Genomic DNA, 21,118 nt, shown 5'->3' on the forward strand with positions numbered 1-21,118 from the left:
TTAATCTGCAAGATACAACATTTGAATATACCTTCAAAAAGTTAATCTTTTATTTCGAATTTTCGTACAATTTCATTTCCCAAAGTATCAACAACCGTAATTGTATGTTTTCCTTTTTTAGGTGAAATTTCCATTTCATGAATATTTGTTGTTTCACCTATGTATTTATTATTTAAATACCAAAATACTTTTGCTTCCATATTAGAATGTATCAATTTTAAAACCAATCCATTTGACCTTTCTTCAAAATCTTTTGTCAAATAAATTAATTCATTTTCTTCTGGAGAAACAAAAGCCATTTTTAATGAATTTTCATTTAAGCAATCAGCTCTAAAACTTGGTAATTTTTTATAATTTGGATGCTTTTTTTGAAAATAAAATTGTTGCAAAGGTGGTAAAACAAACCAGCTTTTGTGTACCATATTATTTAAGGTTTCACATGATGAGTTTACTTGAAATTCTTCATTTTTATCTAAATGCACCCAAATATGATACGGGCAAGGAGCTGTTTTTAATCCTGCTTGTTGTACAAAAACAGTATCTTTTTCTTCACAATATTCACCTGCTCTATAACCACTTTTACTACAAACTGGTATTTTTACCAATTCATCAAAAGGCTTTTCAAACCAGGTAGAGACATGATTAATTGCGTCTCTACTTGATGCCAATTGATTAAAAACGTTAAACAATATTGGTGCCGCTGTTGAAACTCCAATCAAACCTGGCCTACCTTCTCCATCGGCATTTCCAACCCAAACACCAACAACATATTTTTTAGTTAATCCAATTGCCCAAGCATCTCTAAAACCAAAACTTGTACCTGTTTTCCATGCAATTTTGGTTGAAGTATCAAAAAACTCCCAATTCTCTTCTCCTTCTGGCCTATTTACTTTACTTAATGCTTCAAAAGTTAAATAGGTTGATCCTGCATCAAAAATGGTTTTTTCAACTGAAATTTCTCCAAAATTTGGTTTAAAATCGTTTAAATAAGATGGTTCTAAAAATTCATTTTTATAATATTTCCCTTGAGTTGTATCATAGTGATTTACAGTTGAAGCCATACTTGCATAACTTTTACATAAATCCCATAAATTACTTTCGGCTCCTCCTAAAATTAACGACAAACCATAATGATTTACCCCATATTTTAAGTCTTTTAAATGCAAGCCTTTTAAATAATGGTAAAACCTATCCAATCCAAAACTATGTAACATTCTAACCGAAGGAACATTTAAAGACCTGTACAACGCTTCACTTGCTGCAACTGCGCCATCAAATTGTTTGTTAAAATTTTCTGGTCTATAACTACCAATTTGTGTTGGAATATCCGCAACTAATGTATTTGGTAAAATAGCGCCAGCATCTAACATCGCAGCATATAAAAATGGTTTTAAAATACTACCTGTACTTCGTGGTTTATTAATAATATCAACATTTTTTTGATGCTCTTTTGTTGTTGGTGAATTACCAACATAGGCTAAAACCTTTCGGGTATTTACATCTAAAACCAATACTGCAATATTGTTAATCTGATTTTGACTTAACTCGTTATAATGATTTTTAACTATGGCATTTACATTATTTTGTAAATTATATTTTACAGAAGTTTTAATGCGTTTCCCTTTTTGATTTTCTACAACACGCTGTAACAAATGAGGTGCTATTTGAGGAATTGCATACGGCTTTTTAGGTAATTCTTCTTGCAATGCTAAATTATACGTTAGCGTATCAATTATTTTTTTATCAGCTAATTTTTTTAATAATCTATTTCTTTTAACTAGTAACTTTTGTTGATTTTTTCCAGGATAAATTAAACTCGGCGCATTTGGTAATACGGCTAAAGTTGCGCTTTCTGCCCACGAAAGTTGATCTGGTAAACGTCCAAAATACCGCCAAGAAGCAACATCTAACCCAACAACATTTCCACCAAAAGGTGCGTTTGAAGCATATAATGAAAGTATTTTTTCTTTAGAATATCTTAGCTCCAATCTGGTAGCCAAAATAATTTCTTTTAGTTTTTCAAAATAGGTTCTTTTTTGATTTTTTCGCGACAATCTAATAACTTGTTGTGTTAAAGTGCTACCTCCTCTTTTTATTGAATTCGATTTAAAATTTTGAACAGCTGCCTTTACAATTGAAACTGGGTTAAAACCTGGATGTTTATAAAAATAAGCATCTTCAAACTCAATTATGCATTGTTTAAATTTTGTTGAAATACCATCGTTTTGAGGAAACCGCCATTGACCATCTTCAGCAATTTTTGCACCTAATAATTCACCTTCAGCACTTTCTATAACTGTTGAAGTAGGATTTTTAAACAAATTTTTTGGCAATGAAAAATAATAAGCCGTTAACATTATAACGGCTATTATTAGTTTAATTTTATGTTTTTTGATAAAATTCACTGCTATTTATATTCTTTTTTTGAATTTTGATAATTTTTGATAAAAACACCAACAATGGCAGGTGAAATCCGTCATTCCGAACTTGTTTCGGAATCTCACACTGAGAAACTGAATGACGTAAACATCTAAAATTATTTTATCACCTCAATCCATTGCCCTTTAGTTCTCGTAAAATAATCGTTATCGTACATTGCTTCAGCTTGTATACCGTATAAATAATAGCTTCCTAAATAAGATGCATTCAACAATACTTTAAAAGTTTTAGACTGACTCTTATTTAAATCAAAATAAAAATTAACACGGTCGTCTCTAACATCTGTATAGTTTGTATTTTCTGAAGCTGAACTACCAAAATCAGTAAAACGCGTATTTACAATTTCCCAACCCGAAGGGAAAATCTGAGTAAGTGCAATATCACGCACTTCCTCTTGTTTTAAATTGCTAACTGTTACGTGCGCTTCAAACTCTGTACCTTGTGGTAATTTAGAAACATTCACCGCATTCCCTTGAGTATCTTTATAAGTTACGCTTACACCTAAACCTCTTTTTTCTGAAATTTCTTGTCCTATTGGTAAAATTCCACCAGTTGAAATAGTAACAAATACCACATTTTCTTGATTATTGGTAATTGAAACTGAATTTTTTCCCACTTCAACACCTAAATTTCGTTGTGCAATAGCGAATTTAGAATCTATTTTTTCAGTTTTCCCACTATTTAAACTATAACTTAATTTAACCGATTTCCCTCCATTAATTTCAACCATTTTAGCCATAGCTAATAAACTATAGGCAGTAGTTTGCGTACTCATCCAACTATTAGAAGACAAACGTTTTGCTATATATTTTGCCAATTCTTTAGATTCATTGTTTCCAATTAACAACATTGTTTCCATTGCCATTGCTCTGTTTCTATCAACTGAACCGTAATTATAATAATCGTAATTACTACTTTCAAAATTTATATTTGCTACGTTAGAAATTTTAATAGCTGCTTCTTTTTGACCTGCCAACGCATACGCAGCAGCCAATCGCCATTTTGCATTATTAGAAAGCTCTGTAAACTCACGTAATCTATTCATTGAAGATAAATCTGGATGCCCAGCCAACGCCAACGTATACAATCTATACGCTTGTGCTAAATCTGAATTGTAATTATTATAACTTGGTCGCCAATTACGAGCTTCTTGTTTTTGGTAACGCAACCAATTTGTTAAAAAAGTTAATGGCAATACAAAACCTTTTTTCTCGGCTTCTATCATAAAATGCCCAGCATAACTTGTTCCCCAATCGTTTGTAGCACTCTGTCCCATCCAATAACTTAAACCTCCACTTGGTGTTTGAAAATCTCCTAATTTTTCGATTCCTTTTTTAATATTCTCTGTTATTTTTTGTTTTTGTTGCTTCGGAAGATCAAAAATATCACTTAAAAATAACTGCGGAAAAACACCAGAAGTAACTTGCTCTACACAACCGTGCGGATATTGAATTAAGTACTGTAATCTTCTTGTAAAATCCATTGAAGGTAATGTTGAAAATTCTACCTCTGCAAAATTACTTCCTAAAACACCAAACGTTTCAAAATCTATAGTTTTTGTTTCATTTGCTGCCAATTCAAAAGCATTCTTTTTTATTGAAATAGGATTTGGGTTTACCACATCAATTTCAACTTCATAAGAAGATTTTTCTCCATTTCCACTAGCAATAACTTCAATATTACCAATGCCTTTTGCTTCGGAAACATCTAGCTGAAAATAAGCCATTTTTTCATCAGGACTTTCAAAAGTTATATTTTGAGAACTTGCTCCAATAACTTTAATCCCTTCAGATAATTTTAATTTTACTTCAACATTTTTAACCTTATTTTCCATAGCAAAAATAGTAACAGGAAGTGTTACTTTTTCACCAGGACTTAATTTACGAGGTAATGAAGCCAACACCATTAATGGTTTTCTAACAGGAGTAGTTTCATCAACTTTTCCATAAGCGCCAATTGCATTATCTGCAGCAATTACCATTGTACGCACAGAACCAATATATTTTGGCAACTGAATTGTATGCGTAGCTATTTTGCCTTTGTTTAGGGTAAACGGGCCTAAATAACGCACAACAGGTTTAAATCTATTTGCTTTTTTAGCATTTCCGGCAGCCAATGCTGCATCACCACCAACAGCAAAAACCTGTTCAATACTTCCACCAAAAGCACCAATTACATCGTCAAAAATATCCCAAGTTTTAACACCTAGAGCTTCTTTTGTATAAAAGGAATTCCAAATTTCTGGAGTTCTAAATCGTGTTAAATCAAGCAATCCTTCTTCAACAACTGCAATGGTGTACGACATTCTTTTGCCATTTTTCTCACTTACTTTTAGCTTAAATTTCTCTTCAGGTTTTAGCACCTTTGGCATTGTTATTTCTGGTTCTAAACGTGTATTTGCATCTTCAACCAATAAAGGAATAATTCCGTATAAACGCAATGGTAAATCGTTAGCAGTACTTGCATGTGGTTGTAATAATGATATGTTTACAAAAACATTTGGCGCCATTTTTTTAGTAATCGGAATTTCTATTGTAGTTTCTCCTTTTTGTGTTTTTTGCCACACCGTTTCCAATACTTCTGTTCCATTTTCAATACTAATTAATGCACGACCATCTGCTCCAGAAGGAAATGTTATTTTAGCAGTTTCTCCAACATTATAAGTATCTTTATCTGAAGAAAAAACTAGCATTTTTGAAGCTTCAGGATTGTTAGTTGGACGTTTCCACCAATTTTTATAAAAATAAGTTGTAGCTCCTGTTGCATGACCACTTTTAGCATCAATAACACGAATTAAATAACGACCACCATCTTCGTTTTTAATATTTAACTTAAATGATCCTTTACCGCTTGTATTTGTATTAATTTTTAGTTTTTTATAAGGTTTATGAAAACTGCTTCCGCTGTATGAAGATAAGTTTTCATAAGAAGAACTCCACCACCAACGCCATTCAATTTTATAAACTTCAATTTCAACATTATTTTGTTGTATTGGTTTTCCTCCCGCAGCAATTGAAACTACATCAAAAGTTACGTTTTCATCGGTATCGTATGAATTGTAAGCTTTTGTTTCTGGTAATTTCAGCCCCACAAAAGAGTTATACGGCGCGTAATTTTTAGAAATTACATCCATAGAAAAATCACCTCCATTTTCAAAAGCTTTGGTTAAAAAAGCTACTCTTAACATTCCAGGTGCCGTGTTTTCTAAACTAGTTTTTTTATTTATAACTGCTTTTCCGGTGGCATCTACTTTTCCTTCAAAAACTTTAAATTCTTCAGAATAAAAATTTCTAGCAGGGTCGTTAAAAATATAGTTTGGAAACTCCTTACTAAAAGCACTTGCATTTGAAGTAAATTTTGCAATTACCTCTGCTTTTATATTTTTTGCTGGTGCGCCGTGCAACCAATTAACTTGTAAATTTCCTTTTATAGGTTTGGTATTTGTAAGCACCTCATCATCAAAATCTATATTAATTTTTAAACGATTTGGTTTTACCGTTTCAACTTTTAATTGTTTTGTAAATTTTGCACCACCAACCGAAACTGTACTGTTCCAACTCCCAGTTGGATCGGTATCTGATGTTGGAATTGTAAATTTGTAAAATCCGTTTACATTTTCTGTTGTAATATGGTTAAATATTAATTTTCCACGCGCATCTGTAACTTCTAATTTTATCGGATGTTCTTTTGGTAATTTGTTAGCATTATCATTTAAAACAAACGTTAAATGAATAGAATCTCCAGGACGCCAAACACCACGTTCTCCATATAAAAATCCTTTTAAACCTTTTTGTAATTTTTTTCCTGAAACATTAAATTCACTTAAAGACAGTGAACGACCATCATCTAATTTTAAGTAGGTTTTATGGTTCCCTTTTGAAACAATTGCAAAATAAGCATTGCGGTCTATATCCAACTTAACAATTCCCTGATTATCTGTTGCTTTTTGAGCGATTTCTTGTTGTTGATAATTATACAATGTAACTTTAGCTTCCGCAATTGGATTGGTAGTTAAAATGTCTGTAACTGCAAAAAAGTAGCTATTATTTTCACCTTTTTTAGCAATTACACCAATGTTTGAAGCTAAAATATTGGTTGCAACAGTTCTATCATCATTTAAATAGTAAGCTATTTTACACGGATTTTCTCTATCGTTCCAATTGTAATATGTATTGTTATAGCTATAAATCAAATTATCCCAATATTGTTCTTCATGCGCATCTATATCTTCAGATTCTGTTGCTGAATAATCTTCATTAGTAGCTTCAGCTAATTCCATTCCTTCGCATTTATACAAAGAATATTCTGGTTTTATATCTAGTTCAACTCTATAAATTGCACCTGGATCAGCTTGTAACATTTTAGACAAATCTATAGCATATGCTTTCCATTTCCCCGTATTTTCAAGCTCGTTAGAAACTAAAGAAATTGTTTTTTTAGCAACGCGTCTTCCAACTCTTTTAATTTGATAACGGTTGGTGTTTCCTAAGGTATTGTCTTGTAAAAATTGCAAAACATTATCTTCAAAAATTTTAATAATACGTACATCTACTGCTTTTAAATTAACAGCTTCAAAATTTAATTTTAAATCGTTAGAGTTTGGCAAAATAACACCGTTTGAAATTAACCTAACCTCTGGTTTTAACTGTTCAAAAGCAATAGTTTCTGAAAATTGTTTTTTTAATTTATAGCCATCTACACTTGTAATTCCTTGAAAAACATCAACTAAAACATTACCAACAACACGTGTATCTGCATACACTTTTAATATATTTCCATCAACTACATATTTTAAGTTTTTTGTGTTTTTTATAACTACTAAACCATTAAAATTCTGTTGCTTTTTTAAAGGATCGGAAAAATTAATATTTAAATGTTGCTCTGGAGATTGAACAACATCAATATTTAAAATTGAAAAATTATTTTTCCCTGGAATTATAAGTGAATTTTCTCCGCTATTTTTAACATCAATACTTTTTCCATTCCAAGAAATTAATACTTCAGAGTTGTCTTCAAAACGCTGTACACTATCAATTATAAACATAAACTGTTTACTTACCGAGTCTAAACCTTGCCATTTAATCGATAAATTGTTGCTATTTTGCTTTGCAGAAATTAAGTTTTTTGCTTTTTCTAAAGTTAACATATCTGCTGTTTTTAAAACACCTTCTACATATTGCCATTCTTTAGAATAAGATTGAACACCTGTAGTTGTAACACTAAAATTTTGTTCAATGGTTTTAAATTTAAAGGTATACGTTTTAAATTCTGAAGGGATATTATTGTAGATTTTTCCTAAATTTACTGTAACTGTATATTCTTTATTTGGTTCTAAATTACTAGCTGGTTGAAACAGTAAACTTCGTGAATTCAACGCTGACAATTTTCCTTCAATAGCTGGAGAAATATCTATAAATTTTTCTGAAACTTCTTTATTTGAAACCCAATCTTCAACTTCTTTGGCCAGTTCAATTTTAATAGGTTCAGAAATAGAAACTAGTCCAGATGTAGTATAATTTATATATTCTTTAAATTTAAAAATATTATCTGTTTCACTTTGTGGATTTTTATCTTTACAGGCTATAAAAGCAAGACAAAATATAGTGGAAAAAAGTAAGTGTTTAAGTTTCATCTAGAAGGTATTTAAGTGTTTAGCAAATTTAGTATGAAGTTACTAAAAAAGGAATGAGATAAAATTTTAATTTCAAATTTTTATTGTATTATTTTTTTATTGGTAATACATAAAAAAATACTGCTATAAAATGGCAAAAACTACCTAACAAAACAAAAATATGAAATATAAAATGGCTGTATTTAATACGCTTTATACTGTATAGAATAGCACCAACTGTATATGAAATTCCACCTCCTAGCAACCACATTAATCCTTCAATTGGTAAATTTTGAATTAAAGGTTTTATTGCAAAAACAATAAGCCACCCCATTAAAACATAAGCTATAGTTGAAATTTTATCGTATTTACCAATATAAAAAAGTTTTAAAATTACACCTGTTAGTGCCAGCCCCCAAGAAATACCAAAAATAGTCCAACCAACCCAACCATCTAAAACCACCAAGGTAAAAGGGGTATAAGTACCCGCAATTAAAACATAGATTGATGCGTGATCGAAAATATTTAAACGATAACGTAATTTTGGCTTTTTAGAATTATGATAAAAAGTTGATGCGGCATACAGTACAATTAAGCTTGCTCCATAAATACTAAAACTAACAATATGCCAAACAGAACCCTCTAAACTTGCAAAAACCACCAGTAATACCAACGCAACTATACTTAAAACCAAACCAAATGCATGAGAAATTACATTTAATTTTTCTTCCTTTGGGCTGTAATATGTTATGTTATTTAAATCCATTTATACTCAACGAAATTAACAATATTTAAGTATTTTTTAGTTGCTTTTTTACATCAGAAATTAGTTCGTTATAAATTAAATCAAACGTTTTATTTTTTACAATAGCACTTTCTTTTACAGTAAGACCTTCTGTTTTAATAAAATGATGAATTTTTACACGTAATTTACCTGGGCTTCCACTAAAAAACGTGTATGAAAATCGTTTTTTACAATCGTACATGGTAATTGGAACAATTGGTATTTGATGTTCAATAGCTAAACGAAAAGCACCGTTTTTAAAATCTGCCAACACTACACTTTCATCATCAGGAACCAACCCTTCAGGAAAAATACATACATCTAAACCGTTACATAATTTTTTTCTAGCTTCATCAAACACCGCCTTTCTACTTCTAGAATCACTTCTATCAACAATTATACAGGTTCGTTTATAAAAATAACCAAAAATTGGAATTTTGGTAAGCTCTTTTTTACCAACAAAAACAAAGGGATTTTTTGCCAAAGCCAACATTACCATAACGTCAATCATTGAAGTATGGTTTGGACATAACATATAGCTTTTTGTACCGTCTTGTATTTCTTCTTTTTGTAACTCAATTTTAAAACCCATAACAAAAAGCAAGGTTCTACCCCAAGCTTGGGCAATTTTAAAAAAAGTTGGATAAAATTTCTCTGAAGAAGTAACTACAAGAAGTACTGGAAAAATAGCAATTATGCTAAATAACACCCAACCATAAAACCAACAACGCCAAAAAATATAAAATATGTATTTAAATATCTTCATAAGGTTCAAAAGTAAATATTTAAACTAAAAAAGCATTAAAAATTATTATAAACAACAAAATCTTTTTGCTTACAGTAATTTAAGTATGCTACTGACAAAATAAATTGATATCTTCTTTTTAATTTTAAAAAACCTTAATATGAATTTTTTAATTATTGGTGCAATAGCTGGATGGTTAGCAGGTAAAATTATGAAGGGCGGTGGATTTGGATTATTTATAAACATTATTTTAGGAATTATCGGTGGAATTGTTGGCTGTTGGTTTTTTGGATTTTTAGGAATTGACTTTGGAGGAGGAATTCTCCCTTCAATTGGTACTTCCGTTGTTGGTGCGGTTATAGTACTATATATTGCTGGCTTATTTAAAAAATAATTTATTTCAATTTTTTTTTAAAGCGACTCTATAAGTCGCTTTTTTTATGCAATTGAAATACTTACTTTTGCTACTTAAATAAAATAAAAATGGCAAGAATTTTAACAGGAGTTCAAAGTACAGGAACTCCACACTTAGGAAACTTATTAGGTGCAATTATTCCAGCAATTAAAATGGCAAATAATTCTAAAGAAGAATCTTTTTTGTTTATTGCAGATATGCATTCACTTACCCAAATAAAAAACGGGGAAGAATTACGTAATAACACTTATAATGTTGCAGCAACTTGGCTTGCTTTTGGACTAGATGTTGAAAAAAATGTTTTTTATAGACAAAGTGACATTCCTGAAACAACAGAACTTTCTTGGTATTTAAGTTGTTTTTTTCCCTACCAACGGTTAACTCTAGCACACAGTTTTAAAGACAAAGCAGGAAGGTTAGATGATGTAAATGCAGGTTTATTTGAATACCCAATGCTAATGGCTGCAGATATTTTATTATACGATGCTGAAATTGTACCTGTTGGAAAAGATCAGTTACAACATTTAGAAATTACCAGAGATGTAGCAAACAGATTTAATCATCAAATGGGAGACACTTTAATTCCGCCAGAAGCTAAAATTCAGGAAGGATCTATGTGGGTACCAGGAACTGACGGTGGGAAAATGAGCAAATCTAATGGAAATATTATTAATTTATTTTTACCAGATAAACAGCTTCGTAAACAAATTATGAAGATTAAAACAGACTCTACACCATTAGAAGAACCTAAAAACCCAGATACGTGTAATTTATTTGCATTGTACAAATTATTAGCCTCTCCAGAAGAAGTTGCTGAAATGAGAGCTAATTATGAAGGTGGAAATTATGGTTACGGACACGCAAAACAAGCTTTTTATGAATTATTAATCAATAAGTTTTCTGAAGAAAGAGCGCGTTACAACTACTATATGGAAAATTTAGATGAAGTTGATAAAGCTTTAGCTATTGGTGCTGAAAAAGCGAGAGTTGTAGCTGCTGAAGTTTTAAAAAGAGTAAGAGCTAAGTTGGGATATTAAAAGTAAACTATGAAAACATCATCGTTAAACACAAAACAAAGACTCTTAAATGTCGATGCTTTAAGAGGTTTTGCCTTGGTTTCCATAATGCTTCTACACAATTTAGAACATTTCGACTTCTTTTTTAAACCAAAAAACTTACCAAATTGGATGATTCAATTGGATCAAACAATTTGGGATAGTACTTTCTTTTTATTTGCAGGAAAATCATACGCTATGTTTGCCTTTTTGTTTGGGGTAACTTTCTTTATCCAAATGAATAACCAAGCCAAAAGAGGAAACGATTTTAGATTACGATTTGCTTGGAGATTATTGCTTCTTTTTATGTTTGGAATGATAAACTCAGCATTTTATGAAGGTGATATTTTAACACTTTATGCTTTTGTTGGTTTATTTTTAATTCCGTTTGCTAAACTAAAATCAAAAGTAGTTTTAATAGTAGCATTTCTTTTATTTCTTCAACCTTTTGAAATTGGAAAGCTTATTTACTATTTTCAAAATCCTGGAATTGAGGTTGGCGATCCTCAATCTTGGGCATATTTTGGAAAACTAAATGAATATATACCTGAAAGTTCTCTAATAGAAACTATTAAAGGAAACCTTACCAATGGTAAAAAAGCTGTTTGGTTATGGAGCTGGGAAAATGGACGATTTTTTCATTTACTTTGTTTATTTATTCTTGGAATGGTAGCTTCAAAAAAGAATTTATTTGTCCTTACAAACAAAAATAAGCGATTTTGGTTGAAGGTTTTTATCGTCTCTATAATACTATTTATTCCATTGTTTTACATTCAAAAAAACCTAATTGGTTCTATTGATGATAAAGCCATAAGAGTAACTGTTAAAGCAATTGAAAAATCATGGACTAACTTTGCTTTTACGTTTGTATTAATGTCTGGATTTTTATTACTTTATTTTTCTAAATTTTGGCAAAAAATATTGAATATTTTCTCTCCAATGGGAAAAATGAGTTTATCTAATTATATTTTTCAAACAATAATTGGTACTACTCTTTACTATGGATTTGGTTTTGGCTTGTACAAATACACCGGTGCAACTTATAGCTTATTAATTGGAATTGTATGTTCTATTATTTTAATAACATTTAGTTCCTGGTGGATGAAAAATCACAAACGTGGTCCTTTAGAACAAATTTGGCATAACTTAACCTGGTTAAATTCTAAAAAATAAGAGCCAAATTGATTAAAGATATTAGAAACTTAATTTATTAAAAATTTCAGATACTTATTTTGAGAAAAGCTACTGACATAGATAAACAATTAGTATCTGAAATTTTAGTTTCTGCATTTTCACCCTTAAAAGAAAAAAATTCTATAAATCTTGTATTAAAACAAGACAAAAAAAGAATTGAACGGATGCAACTATTAATGGAATACTTATTTGAAAGAAGTATACGTTTTGGAGAAATTTATATTTCTGATAACAATAAAGCTTGTATTTTATTAAAATTCCCTCATCAAGAAAAAACCACTTTTAGCACTCTTTTATTAGATGTTAAACTCATATTTAAATGCATTGGCTTTAAACGTGTTTTTAAAGTATTAAAAAGACAATTAATTGCTGCTAGATACTATCCGAAAGAAAAACACATAAGACCCGTAATTATGGGTATTAAAAAAGAATATGATGGAAGTGGTACTGCTGCCCGTTTAATGTTAGAAGTTAAAAAGCACCTTAAAAACAACCAATTACCAGTAATAATCGATGCTGCTTCTGAAAAAAACGTAAAAATGTATCAGAAATTCGGGTTTAAAATTCAAAAGAAAGAAGACGTTTTAGGTTTTCCAATGTACTTTTTACGCTTAAATTAATATAAATAAATAACCATAAAAAAACTTCCATCTTACCCGTATTACAGAATAAAATGAAAGTTTAATATTTTTAAAAAATACGTTTTAATAATTACTATCTATTCAACTACTTTTAATAAAAAATATGTTTTTTTACCGCGTTGTAATAGTACAAATTTATCTGTAATTAAGTCTGAAGGTGTAATTACATACCCGTCTTTTACTTTTTCTTTATTTACAGAAATAGAGTTTTCTTTTAAAGCTCTACGTACTTCTCCGTTAGATTTTAAAAATCCGTTTTCGGCAAAAGCAGCAACAATATCCAATCCATTTTCAACTACAGCACGTGAAACTTCTGCTTGTTGAACACCTTCAAAAACATCTAAAAATGTTTGTTCATCTAGATTCTTTAAATCTGAAGTAGTAGATTTTCCAAACAATATATTTGAAGCCTTTATAGCATTTTCATAAGCTTCTCTTCCGTGGGTCATTACAGTTACCTCTTCACCAATTTTCTTTTGTAAAATACGTAAATGTGGTGCTTGTCTGTGTTCTTCAATTAAAGCTTCAATGGTTTCTCTGTCTAAAAAAGTAAATATTTTTATATAGTTTTCTGCATCTTCATCTGAAGAATTTAACCAGTATTGGTAATATTTGTAAGGTGAAGTTCTGTTGGCATCTAACCACACATTTCCACCAGCAGTTTTACCAAATTTTGTACCATCTGCTTTTGTAATTAACTTACATGTAAGTGCGTAAGCTTTCCCTTGGGCTTTTCTTCTAATTAGCTCAGTTCCGGTAGTAATATTTCCCCACTGATCTGAACCTCCCATTTGAAGCATACAATTTTTTTCTTTGTACAAATGGTAAAAATCGTAACCTTGAAATAATTGGTATGTAAACTCTGTAAAGCTCATTCCTGCTTCAGAATCTGGAGAAAAACGTTTTTTCACAGAATCTTTAGCCATCATATAGTTTACAGTAATATGTTTACCAACATCACGTACAAATTCAATTAGTGAAATTTCTTTCATCCAATCGTAATTATTAACCAATTCTGCTTTATTTTCAATTGTACCTTCAAAATCTAAAAAACGAGCTAATTGTCCTTGTACTCCAGCAACATTTTTAGCTAAAGTAGCTTCATCTAACAAATTACGTTCATCAGATTTTCCCGAAGGATCTCCAACCATTCCAGTGGCACCACCAACCAATGCTATTGGATAATGACCTGCTTTTTGAAAATGCATTAATATAATAATAGGCACTAAACTTCCAATATGCAACGAGTCTGCAGTAGGGTCAAAACCAATATAACCTCTAGTTTTGTTATTTAATAAATATTCTTCTGTATCAGGCATAATGTCGTGTAACATGCCTCTCCATTTAAGTTCTTCAACAAAATTCATTTTCAAAATTTTAAATTTCAGCAAAGATAAAATTTTAGTTTGTAGTTCTACCTATTTAGCTTCAATTAATGAAAAAATAATTACATTTATTGTGGTACTGCTAGTATTTTTTTTGTTCCAAAATACGTTATTACAATTCCTGCTAAAAATAATACCCAATAAGAAAGATTAAAATTTAGGCTTAGTAACCAATTATCATAATTAACATTTGAAACATAAAGCATTTGATCAAATAAATTATACAAAAAATGAAGTAAGATAACATACCCTACTTTTTTTGTTTTTATATAAATTAAACTACTTATTATTCCAAAAATAAAGGTTGGAAATAAATTAAGTGGAGTTTCAATATGAATAATAGCAAAGCATAAACTTGAAACTATTATAGCAACTTTTTCATTATTTTTTTCTACTAATTTTTGTAATAAAAATTTTCTAAAGAATAGTTCTTCAAAAACAGGTGAAACAATTAAGATTGCTAATAAGCGGTACAAATAAATTAGGTTAAATCCATTGAAAGCATTATAATCAGTAGTATTTTCTGAATACATAAAATAATTCCAAATTCGCTCTAAATCCCATAGTGGTTTGTTTAATAATTGAAATCCTAAAACAAGTACAATTAGGTAAATTACAATTTTAAAATTGTAATTTTTAAAACTCAACGTATTCTTAATATTTAGATTTGTTTTCCAAAAAAACTTAAACAGTAGCAGATAAGAAATTATAAATGATATTAATATAGTTATTCCAAAATGTGTTTGTAAATATTGAGGTATTAAATCTGTTTCAAAAAACAAAAAACCAAAGCCTAATTGAAATAAACTAAATATAAAAATAAATAATAAGGTAAGTAAAATGGCTTTAACAACTGTCATTATTTTAAATTAAAACCTCCTATATTTTTTGTGATTTAAGTGTTTTATAAACTTCTTCAAAAATTTGAGGTCTATCGGCTAAAACAATAAGCGTATCATGTACTTCAATTATAGTTAAACCATTTGGAATAATATAACTATCATCTCTTTTAATCATAGCAATTATGGCATTTTTAGGAAAGCCTAATTCTACAATTTTTTTATCTACAGCATAACAATCGGACGTTATTAAAAGTTCTTTCATTTCGGCCTTTGGATTTTCTTCCAACAACAAATCGGTTGCATTTAATTTTTTCGCTTTTTCTGGTAATCCAACATGCAACCATTTTGCAATAACAGAAAGTGTAGTTCCTTGAATTAAAATAGAGGTAACCGAAATAAAAAATACAATATTAAAAATCATATTTGCTTTATCAATTCCTGCTAAAAGTGGGTATGTAGCAAACACAATTGGAACAGCTCCACGTAAACCTACCCAAGAAATATAAAATCGTCTTCTCAGCTTCATTTTAAAGAATAGAAGGCTTAAAAATACACCAATTGGTCTTGCAATTACAATTAAAAATACTGAAATAAGTAATCCAATGCCCATATATGGAATAATTTCAGAAGGAAATACAAGTAGCCCTAATGTAAGGAATAAAACAATTTGCATTAACCAAGCCAAACCATCAAACATTTTTAAAATGGTTTTTTTATGTATTAAATCTTGATTTCCTAAATAAACAGCACATATGTAAATAGAAAGGAATCCGTTACCACCAACAAAATCAGTTGCAGAAAATGTAATAAACATTAAAGTAATAACTAAAACAGGGTAAAGCCCTTCAAAATCAAGTTTAATTTTGTTAATAGTATACTTGCTTAATACTCCAAAAGCGATACCTAAAATACCACCTAAAACCATTTGTTGTAAAAACATTGGAATTATAGATAAAAAACTTTGATCTTGATTAATTACCAACGTTAAAAAAGCAATAGTTAATACATAAGCCATTGGATCGTTACTACCACTTTCTAACTCTAAAGTAGGTCTTAAATTTGTTTTTAAAGCCAAACTTTTTGAACGTAAAATAGAAAATACGGCGGCGGCATCTGTTGATGATACTATAGAACCTAACAACAAGCTTTCATAAATAGTGAAATCTGTAATAAACCAAACAAAAGTACCTAAAGAAATTGCTGTAAGTAAAACACCTAATGTTGATAATGCAATTCCTTCCCAAAGAATAGGTTTAACAGCTGTCCAGTTGGTATCTAGCCCTCCAGAGAATAAAATAAAATTAAGAGATACAATACCTATAAATTGCGCCAATTTTGGATCATCGAAATGGATTCCAGCAATACCATCGGAGCCTGCCAACATTCCAATAGCTAAAAAAAGCAATAAGGTTGGAACACCAAATTTATAAGAGGTTTTACCTGCAAAAATACTTACAAGCAATAATAATGAGCCAACTAATAATATATTTTCAATCGTTAAATCCATTCGTTTTTAAAGTTTAAATTTTCATTATACAATAACGCTTCATAATTATTCAACATTGAAACTTCTATAGCATATCATCAAAAATAATGTTTTTATTGAAAAACAAACATTATTTGCGCATTATAAATTAAATAAACAACCCAACAAAACTATTAATACAAAAACATTTTTGTTACTTTCGTTTTATGATATTAGTTACAGGAGGAACAGGTTTAGTGGGCTCACATTTATTGTATCAACTTTCTTTAGAAAACGATACAATAAGAGCCATTTATAGAAAAAAAAGCAACTTAGAGGCTGTTAAAAATGTATTTAGCTATTTTTCTACAGATTTTGAAAAATTATTTAAAAAAATTGAATGGGTTGAAGCAGATATTACAGATATTGTTACACTGGAAAAAGCATTTAAAAACATAACAGAAGTCTATCATTCTGCAGCATTGGTTTCTTTTAACCCAAAAGATTATAACAAATTACGTAAAGTTAATATAGAAGGCACTGCTAATATTGTAAACTTAAGCATTGAAAATAACATAAAAAAACTCTGTTTTGTTAGTTCTATTGCTGCTGTTGGAAGGTCTATAAATTCTAAATATATTGATGAATCTAACGAGTGGGATATTGAAAAAAGCAATTATGGATATGCAATTTCAAAATATGGTGCTGAAATTGAGATTTGGCGCGCTTCACAAGAAGGAATTCCGGTGGTAATTGTAAATCCGGGTGTTATTTTAGGAGCTGGTTTTTGGAACACTGGTTCTGGCAATCTTTTCTCTAAAATTCACAAAGGTTTTAAATTTTATTCCGAAGGAATTACGGGTTATGTTTCTGTTAACGATGTGGTAAAAGCAATGATTTTATTAATGAAAAGTGATGTAAAAAATGAACGATTTATACTTGTTTCAGAAAATATAAGTTTCCGAGAAATTTTTAACATTATTGCTTTAAAATTCAACAAGAAAAAACCAACTATTAAAGCAACAAAACTTATGAGTGAAATTGGTTGGCGTTTAGAAACAATAAAATCTTTTTTAATAAATAAACCACCACTTTTAACCAAGCATTCTTCAAAATCAATCCATCAAAAGCGATATTTTTCTTCTGAAAAAATTAAAAAAACACTAGATTTTAAATTTGAACCTATTTCAAAAAGCATAGATAGTATTTGTAAATTATTTTTAAAAGATATTTAAAATTTAACAAAGTGAGCACATTAAAAACCTTACTTTTTTTTTAAATTTTCTTTAACAGGTTTTAAGACTCTTTTTTTAAGGTTTTTAATTGAGTCAGCAACTTTATTTTTTAAAAGAGTTTCAGCATTTACAATTGAGTCTTCTTGTCTTTTTAAGGTTTCATATTTTTCATCTAAAACTTTTAAACGCTCTTCAACTTTCAATAAAAGCTCATCATATTCATCTACTCTAGAAGTATAATAAAAATTACTTTCTTTAAATTGTGTACTATCTATATTGTATTTTTCAAATATTAAAGGATAATAATTAACCTGTCTTTCTAACTGTAGATTTTTTGTATTTTCAGCATTAATAGCCAAAAATAAATCTGTTAATAAATCTACCATTTGATCTTCAGGTATCAAATTATCAGGTTTTTTTAATATTGTATTGCTAGTGCAACTAAACATTAAAAAACTTATAAAAAGTATGTATATAAATTTATTCATTGGTTCTATTAAACAGTAATCTTTGTCCTTTTATTGTATCGTTAAACTTTCCATTATTATACATTAAATTTCCGTTTACAAACGTATGTGTAATTTTAGAATAAAACGTAGTACCTTCAAAAGGAGACCACCCACATTTGTATAAGATATTATCTTTTTTAACGGTCCAAGGAGATGCAATATCTACTAAAACTAAATCGGCATAATATCCTTTTTTTATAAATCCTCTTTTTTCAATTTTGAAAATTTTAGCAGGATTATGGCACATTTTTTCAACAATTTTTTCGATAGCTATTTTTCCTTGTCTATATGCTTTTAACATTGCTGGTAAAGCATGTTGTACTAATGGTCCGCCACTAGGTGCTTTGCTATATACTTGTTGTTTCTCTTCTAAAGTATGCGGGGCGTGGTCTGTAGCAATAACATCAATTCTATCATCTAACAATGCTTTCCATAAACCATTTTTATCGTTTTCAGTTTTTACAGCTGGATTCCATTTTATCAACGTTCCTTTTGTTTTATAATTACTATCGTCAAAAGTTAAATGATGTACACAAACTTCTGCTGTAATTTGTTTTTTCTCTAAAGGAATTTTATTAGAAAACAGCGCTGTTTCTTTAGCTGTTGAAAGGTGAAAAACGTGCAAACGTGCACCCGTTTTTTTTGCAAGTTCAATTGCTTTTGAAGACGATAAATAACAAGCTTCTTCGCTTCTAATTTTAGGATGCATTTCTATTGGAATATCGTCTCCATATTCATTTAAATACGTTTCTAAATTCTTTTTTATAGTAGCTTCATCTTCACAATGTACAGCGATTAACATTTTTGTTGAAGAAAATATTTTTTCTAAAACCTCTTGATCATCTACTAACATATCTCCTGTAGATGAACCTAAAAAAAGTTTAATTCCGGCAACATTAGAAGGGTTGGTTTTTAACAACTCTTCTATATTATTATTTGTTCCGCCAAACATAAAAGAATAATTTGCATACGATGACTTTGAAGCAATTTCAAATTTATCTTCTAATAATTTTTGAGTTGTTGCTTGCGGCACCGTATTTGGCATTTCTATAAAAGAAGTAATTCCTCCAGCTACAGCAGCTTTACTTTCAGTTTCTATAGTTGCCTTTTGTGTTAACCCTGGCTCTCTAAAATGAACTTGATCATCTATTGCTCCAGGAATTAAATATTTACCTTCTGCATCAATTACTAATGTATCTGAAGATTTTGAACTAATTGAAGTATCAATATCTACAATATATTCACCATCTATTAATACATCTCCTTCCATTATTGTACCTTCGTTTACAATTTGGGCATTTTTTATAAGTGTTAAACTCATGGGTTCTTCTTCTTAAATTTATTTTGGAATTCCTGCAATTTTCATTTTTATAACACCAAAAACAGCTTCGGAAATAATAGATCCACTCATTTTTGATGTTCCTTTTTTTCTATCTGTAAATATAACTGAAACTTCTTTATGCTTGAATTTTCTTTTCCAAGCTTTAAATTTCATTTCAATTTGAAACGCATATCCTACAAATTTTATTTTATCTAATTCTAAACTTTCTAAAACTTTACGCCTATAACAAACAAAACCAGCAGTAGTGTCGTAAATAGGTATTTGGGTTATAATTTTAACATATTTTGAAGCAAAATAAGATAAAATAAGTCTTTTAATATCCCAATTTACAACATTAATTTTATTATTTAAATATCTAGAGCCTATAGAAAAATCTGCACCGTCATTTGCACAAGCATTATACAACCTTATTAAATCGTTTGGATTGTGCGAAAAATCGGCATCCATTTCAATAACATAATCGTAATTTCTTTCTAAAGCCCATTTAAAACCGTGAATATAAGCAGTGCCTAAACCTTGCTTTTCGGTTCTTACTTCTAAAAATAAATTTTGAAACTTTTTCTGCAAATCCTTAACAATAATACCAGTTCCATCTGGTGAATTATCATCAACAATTAAAATATCAAATTCCTTTTCTTGCTGAAAAACAGCGAGAATTATTGCTTCAATATTTTCTTTCTCGTTAAAAGTTGGTATTATTACCAGCGTATTGGCCATATAGATCAATTTTGCTGCAAAGATAAAACAATTAATCACTAATTTTGCGATAAAATAGTAACTTACTTAATGATTGAAGCAGAAAATATAATAAGTCAAAATAATGATTGGATTACAATTATTTTTTTAATAATTTTTATAGTATTAGCTGTCCAAAAATTTTTATTTGCTAACAGGCTACTGTTTACAAGTATCTTTTTTTTAAAAAATAATAAATTAACAAGTTATTTTAACAAAGAAAAAAATATCTTTTTTAACCTATTTCAAATACTATCTTTTAGTGTACAACTCTTAAGTATTTCGCTATTACTATACTTTTTAACCGATGTTTTTAACGTAAAAACATCAAATATTGGTTATATTTTATACCTAAAAATCTTAATAGGAGTCGGTTTATATTTTTTAGCACGATTTTTAATTGGGTTATTTTTAGCTGTCATTTTTAATTTAGAAACTATTCATAAAAAAATATATTACGATAAAGTAAACCTTACTAACAATTTGATTTTATGGCTATTACCATTTTTAGTTTTAATTTCATATTCAAAGTATTTTAGTCATATTATTTTAAAAATAACATTAATAATTTTTATAATTTTAGCAATTCTAAGGTATGGTATTTTAATAGCAAATAATAAAAAGTTGACAATTAATAACTTATTTTATTTTATTTTGTACCTTTGTGCCCTTGAAATAGCACCCTTAGTAATTATAATAAAATCAACCATTTAAACACAAA

The 21,118-nt window shown here is 29.2% G+C and carries 16 protein-coding genes; 6 read left to right on the plus strand and 10 right to left on the minus strand.

What is annotated here, in order from left to right:
- Window positions 1–41: 41 nt before the first annotated feature.
- The 4 genes from pbpC to MKD41_RS11265 form a co-directional block, all read right to left on the minus strand.
- Window positions 42–2,357 carry a penicillin-binding protein 1C gene (gene pbpC / locus MKD41_RS11250; protein ID WP_240242389.1) on the minus strand — a complete coding sequence of 772 codons (2,316 nt, stop codon included), beginning with the start codon at window positions 2,355–2,357 and terminating at the stop codon, window positions 42–44.
- Window positions 2,358–2,536: 179 nt separating this feature from the next.
- On the minus strand, window positions 2,537–8,071 hold the full coding sequence (locus MKD41_RS11255; protein ID WP_240242390.1) for an alpha-2-macroglobulin family protein: 5,535 nt from the start codon (window positions 8,069–8,071) through the stop codon (window positions 2,537–2,539).
- 88 nt (window positions 8,072–8,159) lie between these two features.
- A complete protein-coding gene (gene trhA, locus MKD41_RS11260) occupies window positions 8,160–8,816 on the minus strand; it encodes a PAQR family membrane homeostasis protein TrhA (RefSeq protein WP_240242391.1) in 657 nt (218 codons plus the stop codon).
- Between the two features lie 25 nt (window positions 8,817–8,841).
- Window positions 8,842–9,600 carry a lysophospholipid acyltransferase family protein gene (locus tag MKD41_RS11265; RefSeq protein WP_240242392.1) on the minus strand — a complete coding sequence of 253 codons (759 nt, stop codon included), beginning with the start codon at window positions 9,598–9,600 and terminating at the stop codon, window positions 8,842–8,844.
- A 139-nt stretch (window positions 9,601–9,739) separates the two neighbouring features.
- Between MKD41_RS11265 and MKD41_RS11270 the strand changes: the two genes are divergently transcribed.
- From MKD41_RS11270 to MKD41_RS11285, 4 genes are all read left to right on the plus strand, one after another.
- Window positions 9,740–9,973, plus strand: coding sequence for a GlsB/YeaQ/YmgE family stress response membrane protein (locus MKD41_RS11270; RefSeq protein WP_240242393.1), 234 nt, complete (start codon window positions 9,740–9,742; stop codon window positions 9,971–9,973).
- An 89-nt stretch (window positions 9,974–10,062) separates the two neighbouring features.
- Window positions 10,063–11,031: a tryptophan--tRNA ligase gene (gene trpS, locus MKD41_RS11275; protein ID WP_240242394.1), complete on the plus strand. Its 969-nt coding sequence runs from the start codon at window positions 10,063–10,065 to the stop codon at window positions 11,029–11,031.
- Window positions 11,032–11,040: 9 nt separating this feature from the next.
- Window positions 11,041–12,222 (plus strand): DUF418 domain-containing protein, encoded by a 1,182-nt coding sequence (locus MKD41_RS11280; RefSeq protein ID WP_240242395.1) that lies wholly within the window; start codon window positions 11,041–11,043, stop codon window positions 12,220–12,222.
- A gap of 59 nt (window positions 12,223–12,281) precedes the next feature.
- A complete protein-coding gene (locus MKD41_RS11285; RefSeq protein ID WP_240242396.1) occupies window positions 12,282–12,863 on the plus strand; it encodes a GNAT family N-acetyltransferase in 582 nt (193 codons plus the stop codon).
- 98 nt (window positions 12,864–12,961) lie between these two features.
- Here MKD41_RS11285 and tyrS read toward each other — a convergent pair whose 3' ends face one another.
- The 3 genes from tyrS to MKD41_RS11300 form a co-directional block, all read right to left on the minus strand.
- Complete coding sequence (gene tyrS, locus MKD41_RS11290; RefSeq protein ID WP_240242397.1) at window positions 12,962–14,257, minus strand: tyrosine--tRNA ligase; 1,296 nt, start codon at window positions 14,255–14,257, stop codon at window positions 12,962–12,964.
- A gap of 80 nt (window positions 14,258–14,337) precedes the next feature.
- A complete protein-coding gene (locus tag MKD41_RS11295) occupies window positions 14,338–15,129 on the minus strand; it encodes a CPBP family intramembrane glutamic endopeptidase (protein ID WP_240242398.1) in 792 nt (263 codons plus the stop codon).
- Window positions 15,130–15,148: 19 nt separating this feature from the next.
- Entirely contained in the window at window positions 15,149–16,618 is a 1,470-nt protein-coding gene (locus MKD41_RS11300; RefSeq protein WP_240242399.1) for a potassium/proton antiporter, read from the minus strand.
- A gap of 185 nt (window positions 16,619–16,803) precedes the next feature.
- Here MKD41_RS11300 and MKD41_RS11305 point away from each other — a divergent pair, with 185 nt between their 5' ends.
- Window positions 16,804–17,811: an NAD-dependent epimerase/dehydratase family protein gene (locus tag MKD41_RS11305; RefSeq protein ID WP_240242400.1), complete on the plus strand. Its 1,008-nt coding sequence runs from the start codon at window positions 16,804–16,806 to the stop codon at window positions 17,809–17,811.
- A gap of 29 nt (window positions 17,812–17,840) precedes the next feature.
- On the opposite strand, the gene MKD41_RS11310 is transcribed toward MKD41_RS11305, so the two are convergent.
- The 3 genes from MKD41_RS11310 to MKD41_RS11320 are packed head-to-tail and all read right to left on the minus strand — an operon-like array spanning window position 17,841 to window position 20,379.
- Window positions 17,841–18,299: a DUF4296 domain-containing protein gene (locus tag MKD41_RS11310; RefSeq protein WP_240242401.1), complete on the minus strand. Its 459-nt coding sequence runs from the start codon at window positions 18,297–18,299 to the stop codon at window positions 17,841–17,843.
- Window positions 18,292–19,641 carry a dihydroorotase gene (locus MKD41_RS11315; protein WP_240242402.1) on the minus strand — a complete coding sequence of 450 codons (1,350 nt, stop codon included), beginning with the start codon at window positions 19,639–19,641 and terminating at the stop codon, window positions 18,292–18,294. Before MKD41_RS11315 ends, MKD41_RS11310 begins: the two co-directional genes overlap by 8 nt.
- Window positions 19,642–19,659: 18 nt before the next feature.
- Window positions 19,660–20,379, minus strand: a complete 720-nt coding sequence (locus MKD41_RS11320; protein ID WP_240242403.1) for a polyprenol monophosphomannose synthase — start codon at window positions 20,377–20,379, stop codon at window positions 19,660–19,662.
- A gap of 69 nt (window positions 20,380–20,448) precedes the next feature.
- Here MKD41_RS11320 and MKD41_RS16430 point away from each other — a divergent pair, with 69 nt between their 5' ends.
- Entirely contained in the window at window positions 20,449–21,111 is a 663-nt protein-coding gene (locus MKD41_RS16430) for a DUF4271 domain-containing protein (protein WP_371824262.1), read from the plus strand.
- Window positions 21,112–21,118 lie beyond the last annotated feature (7 nt).

Origin of the sequence: Lutibacter sp. A64 (assembly GCF_022429565.1) — a bacterium.
Lineage (GTDB): Bacteria > Bacteroidota > Bacteroidia > Flavobacteriales > Flavobacteriaceae > Lutibacter.

Coding starts and splice junctions, on each gene's coding strand:
- MKD41_RS11320 (WP_240242403.1), bottom strand. CDS start 20,379: ATGGCCAATACGCTGGTAATAATACCAACTTTTAACGAGAAAGAAAAT.
- MKD41_RS11270 (WP_240242393.1), top strand. CDS start 9,740: ATGAATTTTTTAATTATTGGTGCAATAGCTGGATGGTTAGCAGGTAAA.
- MKD41_RS11255 (WP_240242390.1), bottom strand. CDS start 8,071: ATGAAACTTAAACACTTACTTTTTTCCACTATATTTTGTCTTGCTTTT.
- MKD41_RS11305 (WP_240242400.1), top strand. CDS start 16,804: ATGATATTAGTTACAGGAGGAACAGGTTTAGTGGGCTCACATTTATTG.
- MKD41_RS11265 (WP_240242392.1), bottom strand. CDS start 9,600: ATGAAGATATTTAAATACATATTTTATATTTTTTGGCGTTGTTGGTTT.
- MKD41_RS11300 (WP_240242399.1), bottom strand. CDS start 16,618: ATGGATTTAACGATTGAAAATATATTATTAGTTGGCTCATTATTATTG.
- MKD41_RS16430 (WP_371824262.1), top strand. CDS start 20,449: ATGATTGAAGCAGAAAATATAATAAGTCAAAATAATGATTGGATTACA.
- MKD41_RS11310 (WP_240242401.1), bottom strand. CDS start 18,299: ATGAATAAATTTATATACATACTTTTTATAAGTTTTTTAATGTTTAGT.
- MKD41_RS11280 (WP_240242395.1), top strand. CDS start 11,041: ATGAAAACATCATCGTTAAACACAAAACAAAGACTCTTAAATGTCGAT.
- MKD41_RS11315 (WP_240242402.1), bottom strand. CDS start 19,641: ATGAGTTTAACACTTATAAAAAATGCCCAAATTGTAAACGAAGGTACA.
- MKD41_RS11295 (WP_240242398.1), bottom strand. CDS start 15,129: ATGACAGTTGTTAAAGCCATTTTACTTACCTTATTATTTATTTTTATA.
- trpS (WP_240242394.1), top strand. CDS start 10,063: ATGGCAAGAATTTTAACAGGAGTTCAAAGTACAGGAACTCCACACTTA.
- pbpC (WP_240242389.1), bottom strand. CDS start 2,357: ATGTTAACGGCTTATTATTTTTCATTGCCAAAAAATTTGTTTAAAAAT.
- trhA (WP_240242391.1), bottom strand. CDS start 8,816: ATGGATTTAAATAACATAACATATTACAGCCCAAAGGAAGAAAAATTA.